Source organism: Nonomuraea sp. NPDC002799, from assembly GCF_053592075.1.
This window is the reverse complement of sequence record NZ_JBSFVA010000009.1, coordinates 1-14,304: the sequence shown is the minus strand read 5'-3', so window position 1 is coordinate 14,304 and position 14,304 is coordinate 1. Positions and strand designations below refer to the sequence as shown.

Here is a 14,304-nt window from a genome sequence, read left to right as displayed (position 1 = left end):
AGGCGAACCGGACGGAACGTCGGAAGTCTGCCGAGTTATTCGGCGGACTTGGCTCGGCGAGAGCGTCGCCGCCCTCTGCCAGAAGTCTGACCAGCCTGGTCGTCCTCAACCGGGACGTCTTCAAGCGCACCGGTCACGGTATCACGGCTGGAAGAGTCCTTGGCCGCGGACACCTTGTCCGAGACCGCCTTCTCGATGGCCATCTTCCCCTGCGTGCCACGCGGCTCCGGCTTGCTCTCCACCGGCTCCGTGGACACGATCAGGCCGCGCCCGTTGCAGCAGTCACAGGGCGTCGAGAACGCCTCCAGGAGCCCCTGTCCGACCCGCTTACGCGTCATCTGGACCAGCCCCAGCGAGGTCACCTCGGCCACCTGGTGCTTGGTCCTGTCGCGGGCCAGGCACTCCAGCAGCCGCCGCAGCACCAGGTCACGATTCGACTCCAGCACCATGTCGATGAAGTCGATCACGATGATGCCGCCGATGTCGCGCAGCCTGAGCTGACGGACGATCTCCTCGGCCGCTTCCAGGTTGTTCCTGGTGACCGTCTCCTCCAGGTTGCCGCCCTGGCCGGTGTACTTGCCGGTGTTGACGTCGACGACGGTCATCGCCTCGGTACGGTCGATCACCAGCGAGCCACCGCTCGGCAGCCACACCTTGCGCTCCATCGCCTTGCTGAGCTGCTCGTCGATCCGGTACGACTCGAACACGTCGCCCTGACCGGTGTCCCACCGCGACAGGCGGTCGGCCAGGTGCGGCGCGACGTACTGGACGTAGTCGTCCACCGTGTCCCAGGCGTCCTCGCCCTGCACGACCAGCGAGGTGAAGTCCTCGTTGAACACGTCGCGCACGACTCGGACGGTCAGGTCCGGCTCGGCGGACAGCAGCTCGGGCGGGCTGGCCGCCTTGGTCTTCTTCTGGATGCTCTCCCACTGCGCGGACAGCCGGGCCACGTCGCGCGCGAGCTCCTCCTCCGAGGCGCCCTCGGCGGCGGTACGCACGATCACGCCCGCGTTCTCCGGCATGACCTTCTTCAGGATGCTCTTGAGCCGCGTGCGCTCCTTGTCGGGCAGCTTGCGGCTGATGCCGGTCATCGACCCGTCCGGCACGTATACCAGGTAACGCCCCGGCAGGCTGATCTGCGAGGTCAGCCGGGCGCCCTTGTGCCCGATCGGGTCCTTCGTGACCTGCACGAGCACCGACTGCCCCGACTTCAGGGCCGCCTCGATGCGCTTGGGCTGCCCTTCCAGCCCGGCGGTGTCGAAGTTGACCTCACCGGCGTACAGGACGGCGTTGCGGCCCTTGCCGATGTCCACGAACGCCGCCTCCATCGACGGCAACACGTTCTGCACCTTGCCGAGGTAGACGTTGCCCACGTAGGACTGGCTGGCCTCGCGGTTGACGTAGTGCTCGACGAGCACGCCGTCCTCCAGCACCGCCATCTGCGTACGGTCGCCCTGGCGGCGCACCACCATCATCCGGTCGACGGACTCGCGGCGCGCCAGGAACTCCGACTCCGTGATGATCGGCGGGCGCCTGCGGCCCAGCTCGCGCCCCTCACGGCGGCGCTGCTTCTTGGCCTCCAGGCGGGTGGAGCCGCGCACGCTCTGCACGCCGTCGGTCGCGGTCTCCAGCGCGGCCGCGCGTCCGGAGCGCGGCGCGCGGATGCGCACCACGGTGTTCGGCGGATCGTCGCTGGCCGGCTCGGCGACCTCTTCGGTGCCCCGGCGACGGCGGCGGCGACGGCGGCGCGAGGAGGAGCCCTCTTCTTCCTGGGCCTCCTCGCCCTGCTCCTCGTCGGCGTCCTCGTCGGTGTCCTCGCCGTCCTCGGCATCGTCCCGCTCGCGGGACTTGCCCCGGCCCCTGCCGCCACGCCTGCGGCGACGGCGGCGGCTGCCGCCTTCCTCTTCCTGCTCGTCGGAGGTGTCGGCGTCGGTGTCCGCCTCGTCCTCGGTCACCACCTCGTCGACCGGCTCCTCGGCCTCCTCGACCTCCGCGGGCTCCTCAACGGGCTGCGGCGGCTCGGGCCGCCGCAGCGCGGCGGGCTTGGCCTGACTCGGGTCGGGCGCCTGGAACAGCGGCGCGAATATCGCGGCGGGCCGCTGGAACGCGGCTCCCGGCTGGTCCTGCCGGCGCGCGGTCAACCCGAACGGGTCGGCGAGCAGGCTCGGCCGGCCGTTGTCCTCGTCGAGGTCCTCGCCCGCGGGCTCGTCGTCGAGCGGCTCGTCCTCGGGCAGGATCTCCATGATGTCGTCGTCGGCGTCGTCAGCGGCCTTCGCCGCCTCGTCATCGCCCCGAGCAGCCTCAGCCGCCCGCTCAGCACCACCACCGACAGCACCGCCGACAGCAGCACCGCCAGTCGCACGGCCACCAGCAGCGCCGCCGATGGCCTCAGCCTCCGCGGTGGCCGCCGGCGCTTCGCCACCGGCCTCCCCGGCTCCCGCGCCCCGGCCCTTGCGGGTGGTGGCCCGGCGCCGCGTGGGCCGAGCCGTGGCGGCGTCCGCCTCCTCCGCGCCGAACGGCGCGGCGGCCTCGCCACCGCCAGAGGGCGCCACGACCTCGGTGTCCCGGTCAGCGGCCCGCGTCGCCGCGACATCGCCGGCCTGGGTCACGCCGCCCGCATCGACGACGGCGGACGCCCCGGCGTCCTCCGCCTTCTTGCGAGTGGTCCGGCGCCGCTTCACCGGCTCATCCTCGGCGACCGCCGCGCCCCCCTCGGGGAGCGCTTCCTCGTCCTCCGCCTCGGCGGCCTTCTTCGTCGTACGGCGCCGCGTAGTCGTCGCGGTGGACCGCGTACGCGCAGCCCTCTTGGGCTTCTCCTCGCCCTCGGCCTCAGCCACGGCACCGGCCACAGCGGCCTCCACCGGACTCTCCGCCGCGGCCCCTGTCACCCCGGCCCCAGCACCGCCGGAAGCACCAGCACCAAAAGCACCGGCACCACCAGAAACACCAGCGGAACCGGCAGCACCGCCACCGGAAGCAGCGGTCTTGTCAGCGGCGGCCAGCAGCTCCGGCGCGGGCTCTCCCGCGGCACGCTGCGCCGCGGTCCTCCTCCGAACCGGCTGCACTTCCGCCACCGACGGCGCGGTCTGGGCCGCCGAAACGGTGACCGGCACGGAGGCCGGCTCCTCCGGCAACTCCGGAGGGGGACCTGCGGGGCGGCTGGCGGAACGGCGACGCGCGGTCACCTCGGACTGTTCAGTTGTCTCCCCGTCGGGGCCTGTGGCCCCGGCGTTGGGCTCGTTGTCGAGCATGCGGGCGCTCTCCCGTCAGCTCCCGGGCGCGTCGCCGCGCCGCGCAGGAGCCCTCGTGTCTCGTTGTCCGCCGGCACCTCCGAGGATGGAGGCGTCGACGCCAAGTCCTGTCAGCGGTTGTGCCCAGCTCGCGCCGGGCCTTCCTTAACCGTCGACGTGCTCACCCGCCGGTCCCGCCTCGCCGCCGCGCGTTTTATCGCGGTCCAGGTCGAGCGGGTCGGCAAGCGCACCGGTGCTGACGTCCAGCGGCCCCTGCGCCAGCCTGGTCACCTCGGGGGGAACCGGCGGCGCGAAGTCGGCCACAAGGCGCAGCCCTGTGAGCACATCGTCGGGTCGAACGGCAGGCGTCATGTGCCGAACAACCATGCGCAGTATGACACACGGTTCTCCATGCACTTGAGCTGCGGTTCTGTCTGTTGCCTCAGAAACCTTGAGCTCCAGGACGGCCTCCCGCGCGTCGAAACGGCGGGGACCCTTCTTGGTGAGGCGCTCTACCTCCACAGTGCCTGCCGCGAGGAACTTCTCCGCCGCCACCTCGGCGAACTCGCGATCGGTACCGGGAAGCCGCACCTCCCAGTCGGAGACCTCCAAGCGTTCGGCCAGCCCACCCTGACCAGCCTCCACAACGTCGAGCACATCGAGCCCAGGCGGCAACGACTCGTCCAGGCTCTGTCTGACCTGGCCGGGATCGCACGGCGTGGTAACACCGATCTCGAGGTATTCGGCTTCGCTGGCGACACCGGTCGGCGCCGCTCCCGCGTAGGAGATCTTCGGATGGGGTGAGAAGCCCGCGCTGTAGGCCACCGGAATACCGGCACGGCGAACCGCCCTCTCGACGGCTCGTGAGATGTCGCGGTGGCTTGTGAAGCGCAGTCGGCCGCGCTTGGCGTAACGCACACGCAGGCGTTGCACCGTTGGCGCGGGCGGAGGCCCTTCTGGAACAGGTTTCAGAGCTTGTCGTCCTTCCCTTGTAAGAGTTCCTACGTCCCAGGATAAGCCGCTCCGGTGCGTGAACGTGTACACCGAGGCACGGCTCGCCCACTGAGCGCGCTAGACCACCGTAAGAGGAAGGAGTTTTCGCCCTGTGGGGCCGATCTGAATCTCGGTGCCCATGGTCGGGCAGACGCCGCAGTCGTAGCACGGAGTCCAGCGGCAGTCTTCGACCTCAGCGCCGGAGACGGCCTCCTGCCAGTCCTGCCACAACCATTCGCGGTCGAGCCCGGCGTCGAGGTGGTCCCACGGCAGAACTTCGTTCTCTTCCCGCTCGCGCGTGGTGTACCAGTCGACGTCGATCCCGGCCCGCTCGGCCGCCGCCATCCAGCGCTCGTAGGAGAAGTGCTCGCTCCACCCGTCGAACCGGCCGCCGTCCTCCCAGACGGCTCTGATCACGGCGCCGACCCGGCGGTCGCCCCGCGAGAGCAGGCCTTCCACGATGGACGGCTTGCCGTCGTGATAGCGGAAGCCGATGGCGCGGCCGAACTGCCTGTCGCCTCTGAGCGAGTCGCGCAACTGCTTGAGCCGCCGGTCGACGGTCTCGTGGTCGGCCTGACCGGCCCACTGGAACGGCGTGTGCGGCTTGGGCACGAATCCGCCGATGGAGACGGTGCAGCGGATGTCGCGGCTGCCGGTGACCTCGCGGCCCGCCTGGATGACCTTCTTGGCCAGGTCGGCGATGCCGAGCACGTCCTCGTCCTGCTCGGTGGGCAGGCCGCACATGAAGTAGAGCTTGACCTGCCGCCACCCCTGCGAATAGGCGGTGGTGACGGTGCGGATCAGGTCTTCCTCGGTGACCATCTTGTTGATCACCTTGCGCATGCGCTCCGAGCCGCCCTCGGGCGCGAACGTCAGGCCCGATCGCCTGCCGTTTCTGGAGAACTCGTTGGCCAGGTCGATGTTGAACGCGTCGACCCTGGTCGAGGGCAGCGACAGCGAGGTGTTGGTGCCCTCGTAGCGATCGCCCAGGCCCTTGGCGATGGCGCCGATCTCGGAGTGGTCGGCGGACGACAACGACAGCAGGCCGACCTCGTTGAAGCCGGACTCCTTGACGCCGTTCTCCACCATGGCGCCGATCGTGGTGATCGAACGCTCGCGCACCGGGCGCGTGATCATGCCTGCCTGGCAGAACCGGCAGCCCCGCGTGCACCCGCGGAAGATCTCCACGCTGAACCGCTCGTGCACCGTCTCCGCCAGCGGCACCAGCGGCTTCTTCGGATAGGGCCACTCGTCGAGGTCCATCACGGTGTGCTTGTGCACCCGCCACGGCACCTCGGCCCTGTTGGGGGCGACGCGCTTGATGCGCCCGTCCGGGTGATAATCGACATCGTAAAATTTCGGCACATAGACCCCACCCGACTCGGCGAGCCGCATCAGCAACTCGTCCCGGCCGCCGGGCCGGCCCTCGGCCTTCCACTCGCGGACGACCTCGGAGATGGCGATGGAGATCTGCTCGCCGTCGCCGAGCACGGCCGCGTCGAGGAAGTCGGCGATCGGCTCGGGGTTGAAGGCCGCGTGGCCACCGGCGAGCACGATCGGGTCGTCCTCACCGCGCTCCACGGCCAGCAGCGGAATGCCGGCCAGATCGAGCGCGTTCAGCATGTTGGTGTAGCCGAGCTCGGTCGAGAACGACAGACCGAGCACGTCGAAGGCGCGAACCGGCCGGTGCCCGTCCACGGTGAACTGCGGAACGCCTTCGGCCCGCATGAGGGCCTCCATGTCCGGCCAGACGGCGTAGGTCCGCTCGGCCAGCGTCGCCGGCAGCTCGTTGAGGATCTCGTAGAGGATCGCCACGCCCTGGTTGGGCAGCCCGACCTCGTAGGCGTCCGGATACATCAGCGCCCACCGCACATCGGCGGAGTCCCAGTCCTTGACGGTCGAGTTGAGCTCACCCCCGACGTACTGGATAGGCTTCTGCACCTTGGGCAGCAGCGCTTCCAGGCGGGGGAATATCGACTCGGCAGACATGGTGTCCAGCGTAGCGGCGCTCAGACGGTGGCAGGGCCCGTGATGTCGATGTCATTTCCGCCGAGCACCATGAGGTGGTGCCCCTCGTAGCAGGTCAGCTCCACGGCGATCACCCCGCTGGCGAGGTTGTGCACGGCCACGACATGGCTGGCGGGCAGCAGGAAGCGATCTTCGCACTCATCGCAATATGCCAAGAACATACCTCTAATTAAACGACTGTCTGCGCATTCTGATGGCTTGAAGTAGCCCAACCGCAATGAGATTGGCGAAGGTCGCGGTGCCGCCGTACGAGACGAACGGCAGCGGCAGCCCGGTGATCGGCATGATCCCGATCGTCATCCCCACGTTGATGAACGTCTGGAACGCGAACCAGCACACGATCATGCCCGCCACCATGGTCCCGAACCGGTCCTCGCACTGCCTGGCGATCTTCAGCCCGCGCAGCAGCACCACGCCCAGCAGCAGCACCACGGTCACCGAGCCCAGGAACCCGAACTCCTCCCCCGCCACCGTGAAGATGAAGTCGGTGTGCTGCTCGGGCACGAACCTGCCGGTCGTCTGCCCCCCGCCGAGCAGCCCCTTGCCCAGAAGCTGCCCCGACCCGATCGCGATCAGCGACTGCGTGCTGTTGTAGCCCACCCCGCGCGGATCGACGCTCGGGTCCACGAACGCGGTGAACCGCGCCACCTGGTACGGCTCCAGCATCTGGAAGTAGAACACCATGAACACCCCGGCGCCCGCCACCAGCGACAACACCATGATCCACCGTTTGCGCACCCCCGCGATCACCAGCCCAGAGGCCATGATCACCGCCAGCACCAGCGCGGTGCCGAGGTCGGGCTGCAACATCACCAGCCCCATCGTGATCACCGCGGCGATCAGCGCCAGCACGACGTCGAGCCCTCGTGGCCGATCGGACCCCTCGGCCGGCTGCGCCAGCAGCATCGCGATGATCAGCAGCAGCCCTACCTTGGCGAACTCGGACGGTTGTACCGCGAACCCCCCGCCGAGCAGAATCCACGAGTGCGAGCCGTTGATCGTGGCCCCCAGCGGCGTGATCACCAGCCCCAGCCCCATCAGCGACACCGCGAACACCAGGGGCGCGTACGCCCGCATCGCCCGATGGTCCACCGTGGCCACGACCCCGCACAGCGTCACCCCGATGACCTCGTTGAGCAGATGCTTCTTCACCAGCCCCGTGGCTCCCGGCGCCCAGGTCCTGGTGGACGACCACACGAGCAGCGTCCCGATCACGCACAGCCCCGCCACCGCGACCAGCATCAGCCCGTCGAGCCGCCGCACGGCGGAGTCCTCGCCGGCGATCCGGCGCAACAACGAGGGCTGCCGCATGGCTGCGCTCCGAGCACTCATCCCTCAGCCCCCGCCCCACCATCCCGAGCACTCATCTCCCAGCCCCCGCAGCCCCGCCACCCATCCCGCGACTGTCGACGTCAACCGTCCGGACGGTCATCACCCTCTGGCCACCGTTCCATCGGGCCGGAACATCGGCAGCTTCGTGGTGAGCCGCCCGCCCGGCACCGCCTCGGGCCGTTTGATGCCGTAGATCCCTTCATAGATCTCCCGCACGGCCGGCGCCGCCGTCTGCGCCCCCATCCCACCCTGGGACACCATCACGACCACCACGTACTGCGGATTCTTCGTAGGCGCGAACGACGCGAACCACGAGGTGTCCTTCTTGCCCCAAACCTCGGCCGTACCGGTCTTGCCACCGATGCGCACCTTGTTCATCGGGAATCCGGCGAAGGCCCCCGCCGCGGTGCCGTCCTCGGCGACCTGACTCAGCGCGTTCTTGATGTAGAGGCGCTCCTTCTCGCTGATCGGCAGCTTGCCCACCACGGGCACGGGGATCGTCCTGACTACCTTGCCGTCCGGCCGCACCTGCGCCCACCCGATGCGCGGGCTGCGCACCTTGCCATCGCTCACCAGCGCCATGTAGGCCCTGGCCAACTGCATCGGCGTGACGAGCACGTCACCCTGGCCGATGGAGAAGTTGGCCGAGTCACCAGGCCGCAGCAGGAACCCCTCGGTGCAGTTCTCCAGCGCCAGCCGCTTCAGGAACTCGGCCCGCGCCCGGTCCTTCACCTCGGGATACCCCTTGCGCGACCGCTCGCAGTTGATGGCGCTGGTCCTGTTCCACAGGTCCTTCTTCCAGGCGCGGTCGGGGATGCGCCCGGCTGACTCGCCGGGCAGGTCGACACCGGTCCGGCCGCCGAACCCGAAGGCCCGCGCCGTGTTGGCGAACACCTCCTTCGTCGGCCTCTTCGGGCTGCGCCCGCCGTCCTTGAGGTACTGCTCGTAGGCCGCCCGGTAGAAGATCGTGTCGCACGACTTGACCAGCGCCGTGTGCAGGCTGAGCGAGCCGAGCGCGATGCCGCGGAAGTTGTTGAACGCCCTGCCGCCCACCGCGTAGGACCCCGGACAGGAGTAGGTGCCGTTCAGCGGATAGCCGGCCCGCAACATCGCCGACACCGAGGAGACCTTGAACGTCGAACCGGGCGCGAACTGCCCGTTGATTGCCCGCGAAACAAGCGGTTTGCCGGACTTCTCCGACAGCAGCCACTGGTATCCACGCGTCGAGATCCCGCCCGCCCAGATCGCCGGATCGTAACCGGGCGCACTGGCCAGCGCCACCACCCGCCCCGTCCGGGCGTCGAGCACCACTCCGGCCCCGCCGTCGGCCCCCGGCGCCGACTTCATCGCCTTCCCCAGTGCCTTCTCCGTGATGGTCTGCACCCGCGAGTCGATGCTGGTCACCAGGTGATCGCCGGGAATGGGCATCACCTGCTCCTCGACCCCGAGCGCCTTGCCCATCCGGTCGACCTGCACCCGGCGCAGCCCGGACTTGCCGCGCAGCGCGTCGTCGTAGATGTATTCGAGGCCGTCACGCCCGGCCAGGTCCACCCCGGAGAAGCTCGCCTTGAGCCCTTCGCGCGCCTCAAGCTCCGCCTCGGTGACGGGCTGCAGGTAGCCGAGCATCTGGGCGCCGGCCCGGCCTCCGGGATACTGCCGCACGGAATGGATCTCCGCCGTCACCCCGGGAAAATCCTCCTGCCGCTCCAGAATCTGCAGCGCCTGCCGGGTGTCGACCTTCTCGTCGAGCGGCACCGGCTGGTACGGCGACCCGGTCCAGCACGGCTTGCTGACCCCCGGCCCGCACGGCGTGATGCGCTGCTGCAACTGCGCGACCGGCCGGTGGAGCACCGCCGAGAGCTTGCCCAGCACCTTCAGCCCGGCGTCGGGCATCCGCGACAACCGGGTCCTGTCCACGGAGACGACCAGTGCCGTCTTGTTGCGCACCAGCGGCCGTCCCGACGAGTCGAGGATCTGCCCCCGCACGGCCGGCACGATCACGGCCCGCGTCCTGGTCTCCGTCGCCCGTGTCACGAACTCCTGCCCCCGCACGACCTGCACCTGCCACAAGCGCGTGGCCAGCACGACGAGCAGCGTCAGCACGAGCACGTGCAGCACGAGCAGCCGGGACCGCATCCTGATCATGTCGAGAACCTCGCGTGTCTGCCCCTCGTGGCCAGCCAGATGACGATCGGAGAGACGAGCAAGGTGTAGACGACGGTGACGGGCACCTGCTCGGTCAAGGTGGACACCGTCACGCGCGGATCGGAGATCAGCCCGCCCACGGCCGCCGCCAGCAGCGGAGCCACCAGGACACACAGCACCACGGTCGTCACGGGACCACCCGCGCCGCGTCCAGCGATGAAGCCCACGAGCGCCAGCACGAACGCGTACTGGCCCATCAGGTGCGCGCTCGGCGGCATGATGTCGACCAGCAGCCCGGCGAAGAACCCGAAGACCGCCCCGGAGGCGGGCCCACGCGCCAGCGCCGCACCCACCACGGCCAGCAACACCAGATCAGGCGCGCCACCCGCCGGCAACGACACCCGATTGACCAGCATGACCTGCGCCAGCAACGCCAGCAGCACGGTCAGCCCCCCGATCACCGCATCCCCCTCCCGCACGTCACCATGAACGGCCCCCTGCGAACCGCCCACCACGTGAGCCCCTCACGAACCGCCCACCACTCCAGCCCCTCGCAAACCGCCCACCGCCCCGCCGGAAACCGCCAGCCACCTCAGCACCTCGCGCTCACGAACCGCCAGCCACCTCAGCACCCCACGCTCACGAACCGCCAGCCACCTCAGCACCCCACGGACCGCCCGGCCACCTCGGCACCCCTCGAACCGTCTTCGCGAATCGCCTGCCACGCCGTGCCGCACGAGCCGATGTCGCGAGCCGCCCGTCACCAGCCGCGCCGCACCAGCCGACCCCGCGAACCGGACCCCACCCACGACCGACCGAACCCCACCTACCGCGCCGCACGAGAGCCGTCCCCGGCTCACCGCGCGCCCTCCTTGGCAGGCAGCACCGCGTCCCGTGGATCCCGCTTGGGCGCCTCCACCACCACGCCCACCACGTCCAGGGCCGTCAGATCCGCGTACGGCTTGGCGTACGCGATGCGCGTCAACTCCCCGGGCGTCGACTCCACCCGCTCGATCACGCCGATGGGCACGCCGGGCACGTACGGGCTGCCGTTCTCGGACCCGAAGCTGATGATCCGCCCGCCCCTGGTCAGCGGCGCCGTGGAGTCGAGCAACCGGAACTGCACGAGCCGCCCGTTCTCCCCCACCCCGTGCACGACCCCGATCTCCTTGCCGCCCTCCAGCCGCCCCCCGGCGGCCGAGGCCGGGTCGCTGAGCAGCACCACTGTCGAGGTGTGCGACGAGGCATGGATGACGCGCCCGATCAGCCCGTCACCGTTGAGCACCGTCATGTCCCGCCGGATCCCGTCACCGGAGCCCGCGTCGATCTGCACCGCATCCTCGAACCCCGGCTGACCGCGCCGCGCGACCACATTGGCCGTGACGACCTTGTATCCGCCGGTGCCCGCCAGCCCGAGCAACTGCTTGAGCTCCTTGGCGCGGGTCGCGTCGAGTTGCCCGGCCAGCAGGCCGGCCCGCAGTTTGGCGTTCTCCGCCGTGAGCACGTCAATGCGCTGCTGCGCTCCCGGCGCGCTCAGCAGGGCGCTCACGAACCCGCCGACGGGCCGCACCACTCCGCCGCCGAACCGCTCCGCCGTCCCGAACAACCACGACCCGGCCGCACGCAGCGGGCGCATCGGTGAGCTGTCGCCGGTGCGATGGTCGATGGTCAGGATGACCAGGGCCGCCGACAGCAGCGCTCCGAGGATCAGCCGGGCCTGGCGCGAGTCTTTCATCAGTGCCGCGACTCCGGCACCAGAACCTGCTGCAGCGCCTCGAACTCCTCGGCGCACCTGCCGGACCCGATGGCGACCGAGTCGAGAGCGTTGTCGACCAGGTGCACGGGCATGCCCGTCTCGGCCTTGACCCGCTCGTCCAGCCCCTTGAGCAGGGCGCCGCCACCGGTCAGGACGATGCCGCGGTCCATGATGTCGCCGGACAGCTCGGGCGGGCACTTGTCGAGCGTGGTCTTCACCGCGTCCACGATCGCGTTGACCGGCTCCTCGGTGGCCTTCCTGATCTCTTCGCTGGACACGATGATGGTCTTGGGCAGCCCGCTGATCAGGTCGCGGCCGCGAATCTCGGCATGCGACTCCTCGCCGTTGGGGCACGCGGACCCGATGGCCATCTTGATCTCTTCGGCGGTGCGCTCGCCGAGCATCAGCGAGAACTCCTTCTTGGCGTACGTGATCACCGCCTGGTCCAGCTCGTCGCCGCCGATCCTGATCGACTGGCTGGTGACCATGCCGCCCATCGAGATGATCGCCACCTCGGTGGTGCCGCCGCCGATGTCGACCACCATGTTTCCGGTCGGCTCGTGCACCGGCAGCCCGGAGCCGATGGCGGCCGCCATCGGCTCCTCGACGATGTAGACCTTCCTGGCGCCGGCCTGGTAGCCGGCCTCCTTCACCGCACGCTGCTCTACGCTGGTGATGCCGCTGGGCACCGCGATGATGATGCGCGGCTTGGCGAAGTGCCGGCGTTTGTGCACCCGCTGGATGAAATAGCGCAACATCCGCTCGGTGACGTCGAAGTCCGCGATCACGCCGTCCTTGAGCGGGCGGACCGCGATGATGTTGCCAGGCGTACGGCCAATCATTCGCTTGGCCTCGATGCCGACCGCCACGATCTTCCCGGTGGTGGTGTTGATCGCTACGACTGACGGCTCGTTGAGCACGATGCCCCGGCCGCGCACGTATACCAACGTGTTGGCGGTGCCCAGGTCGACCGCCATGTCACGGCCGAGAAACGCGAGCTTGCTGCCCATGGGGAACGGAGCCCTCCGTAACGTCGTTCGCGAATGACTACGGATTGAATTCGAATCGTAACGTGACGTACCCACCGATGGGCGCAATGAGCCGTCGCGCCCCACAAAAATCTCCAGCCCCTACCTCAACCGCAATTTTGCTCGCAATGCGCTACAACATCCGATTAACTCTTGGAACGCTCCAATATCGGACAAAAGCCACCACTTACATTCGGCCACAAGAGCCCGCAGGAACCCTCGCACACGCCTGCAACCTTACGGGAGGCGCCCGACAAAAACCGGCGCCCGCACAGCTCGAACTGTGCGGGCGCCGGCCGGAGCGGAAACGGCTAGAACCGGTCCGGGAAGAAGATCTTGATCTCCCTGGCGGCCGACTCGGGCGAGTCGGAGCCGTGCACGATGTTCTCGCTGATCTCCAGGGCGTGGTCGCCGCGGATCGTGCCGGGGGCAGACTTGACCGGGTCGGTGGCGCCGGTCAGCGCGCGGAACGCCTCGACGGCGCGCGGGCCCTCAAGCACCAGGGCGACCAGCGGCCCCGACGTGATGAACTCGACGAGCTCGCCGAAGAACGGCCGCTCGGAGTGCTCGGCGTAGTGCGCCTTGGCGGTGTCGGCGTCGAGGGTGCGCAGGTCCATGGCCACGACCTTGAGGCCCTTGCGCTCCACGCGGGCGATCACGTCACCGATGAGGCCGCGCTTAACCCCGTCGGGCTTGATCAGGACAAGAGTGCGCTCGGACACTTGAAGTTCTCCTTCGAAAGAGTGAGTCGCGGCAACAGACCGCCGCGAGCGATGCTTCGCGGGGCCACGGGCCCACGCGTAGCCGTGGCTGGGCTCAGCTTACCGTCCCGAACCCCACCCGATTTCGCCAGAAGCTAGGAACCGGCGGGGTCCTCGGGCGAATGCGCCTGCGGCGGAACCGCCGGCGGCGTCCCGGCCGGCTCGGAGGCCGCGTCCTCCTCGCGCGCCGGCTCCGCCTGGTCGAAAGCCGACACCGGCAGCACGACCCGTGGCACCACCCCGGTGGGCGCGTCATCGTCCTCAGCCCCACCACGACGCGCCGCTACGGACCCGGCATCGCCACCCAATGCCTCCGCAGAACCGGCCACACCAGAGAACCCACCTGCTGAGCCGGCCACACCTGCAGCCGTACCCACAGAGCCGGCCACACCGGCGGCCGTATGTGCCGAATCAGCCACCTCGGCAGCCGTACCTACAGAACCAGAGGACGCACTCGCGGACTCGACCGCAGCACGCGACCCCCGCACATCGTCATCAGCAGGCCCCTGCACGAGCAGCACGTCACCCGAAGCCCGCGAACCGGCGCACGGCACCTCCACCTTCACCGGAGCCACCTTCACGGGCCGGCGAGCCATCACGGCGGCCAGCACGATCACCGCCACCACCAGGAACCCACCGACCAACGACCACCAGTGCAGCGCACCCACGAAGCTGTCGACCAGTTGCTGCGCCGACGTCACGCCGTCCAGCATCGCCATCTGCACCCCGGTCCCGAGCAAGAACCCCGCCAGCACCCCGGCCAAGCACAACGACAACCCGAACACCGCGGCCCCCGCCCCCACCTCCTGCCACGCCGCCGTCAAGGCCACCGCCGCGCCCACGGCCAGCAGCGTGAAAGGCACGGTCAGCACGAGCCCGTCGGCCGAGGGCACCACCACCCGTACCGAGCACAACCCCACGACCATGGCCAGCAGCCCCAGAGGCGTCAGCCACCGCCCGGCGGCCCGCGTGAGCAGCCGCACCGCGACGGAGGCGGCCACGGCGAGCAGCCCGGCGACCTCGTAGGGCAC

General features: G+C 69.5%; 11 protein-coding genes. All 11 read right to left on the bottom strand.

All coding sequences use genetic code 11. The features are described from left to right. Positions 1–35 precede the first annotated feature (35 nt). A complete protein-coding gene (locus ACWD0F_RS18420) occupies positions 36–2,861 on the bottom strand; it encodes an Rne/Rng family ribonuclease (protein WP_449876859.1) in 2,826 nt (941 codons plus the stop codon). Positions 2,862–3,395: 534 nt separating this feature from the next. Next, positions 3,396–4,148: a TIGR03936 family radical SAM-associated protein gene (locus ACWD0F_RS18415; protein ID WP_449876857.1), complete on the bottom strand. Its 753-nt coding sequence runs from the start codon at positions 4,146–4,148 to the stop codon at positions 3,396–3,398. A 153-nt stretch (positions 4,149–4,301) separates the two neighbouring features. Then, positions 4,302–6,212, bottom strand: a complete 1,911-nt coding sequence (locus ACWD0F_RS18410; protein ID WP_449876855.1) for a TIGR03960 family B12-binding radical SAM protein — start codon at positions 6,210–6,212, stop codon at positions 4,302–4,304. A 20-nt stretch (positions 6,213–6,232) separates the two neighbouring features. Next, a complete protein-coding gene (locus tag ACWD0F_RS18405; RefSeq protein WP_449876853.1) occupies positions 6,233–6,412 on the bottom strand; it encodes a hypothetical protein in 180 nt (59 codons plus the stop codon). A 4-nt stretch (positions 6,413–6,416) separates the two neighbouring features. After that, positions 6,417–7,562: a rod shape-determining protein RodA gene (gene rodA, locus ACWD0F_RS18400; RefSeq protein WP_449876851.1), complete on the bottom strand. Its 1,146-nt coding sequence runs from the start codon at positions 7,560–7,562 to the stop codon at positions 6,417–6,419. Positions 7,563–7,682: 120 nt separating this feature from the next. Next, a complete protein-coding gene (gene mrdA, locus ACWD0F_RS18395) occupies positions 7,683–9,728 on the bottom strand; it encodes a penicillin-binding protein 2 (RefSeq protein WP_449876849.1) in 2,046 nt (681 codons plus the stop codon). Further along, on the bottom strand, positions 9,725–10,207 hold the full coding sequence (gene mreD / locus ACWD0F_RS18390) for a rod shape-determining protein MreD (protein ID WP_449876847.1): 483 nt from the start codon (positions 10,205–10,207) through the stop codon (positions 9,725–9,727). Before mreD ends, mrdA begins: the two co-directional genes overlap by 4 nt. 377 nt (positions 10,208–10,584) lie before the next feature. Then, a complete protein-coding gene (gene mreC, locus ACWD0F_RS18385) occupies positions 10,585–11,463 on the bottom strand; it encodes a rod shape-determining protein MreC (RefSeq protein ID WP_449876845.1) in 879 nt (292 codons plus the stop codon). Continuing rightward, positions 11,463–12,494, bottom strand: a complete 1,032-nt coding sequence (locus tag ACWD0F_RS18380; RefSeq protein ID WP_449876843.1) for a rod shape-determining protein — start codon at positions 12,492–12,494, stop codon at positions 11,463–11,465. The genes mreC and ACWD0F_RS18380 overlap by 1 nt, the downstream gene beginning before the upstream one ends. A gap of 329 nt (positions 12,495–12,823) precedes the next feature. Beyond that, complete coding sequence (gene ndk / locus ACWD0F_RS18375) at positions 12,824–13,234, bottom strand: nucleoside-diphosphate kinase (protein WP_449876841.1); 411 nt, start codon at positions 13,232–13,234, stop codon at positions 12,824–12,826. A gap of 134 nt (positions 13,235–13,368) precedes the next feature. After that, the coding region (locus ACWD0F_RS18370) for a hypothetical protein (protein ID WP_449876839.1) at positions 13,369–14,304 on the bottom strand (936 nt) is incomplete at its 5' end.

Coding starts and splice junctions, on each gene's coding strand:
- mreC (WP_449876845.1), bottom strand. CDS start 11,463: ATGAAAGACTCGCGCCAGGCCCGGCTGATCCTCGGAGCGCTGCTGTCG.
- ACWD0F_RS18405 (WP_449876853.1), bottom strand. CDS start 6,412: ATGTTCTTGGCATATTGCGATGAGTGCGAAGATCGCTTCCTGCTGCCC.
- mrdA (WP_449876849.1), bottom strand. CDS start 9,728: ATGATCAGGATGCGGTCCCGGCTGCTCGTGCTGCACGTGCTCGTGCTG.
- ACWD0F_RS18380 (WP_449876843.1), bottom strand. CDS start 12,494: ATGGGCAGCAAGCTCGCGTTTCTCGGCCGTGACATGGCGGTCGACCTG.
- rodA (WP_449876851.1), bottom strand. CDS start 7,562: ATGCGGCAGCCCTCGTTGTTGCGCCGGATCGCCGGCGAGGACTCCGCC.
- ACWD0F_RS18410 (WP_449876855.1), bottom strand. CDS start 6,212: ATGTCTGCCGAGTCGATATTCCCCCGCCTGGAAGCGCTGCTGCCCAAG.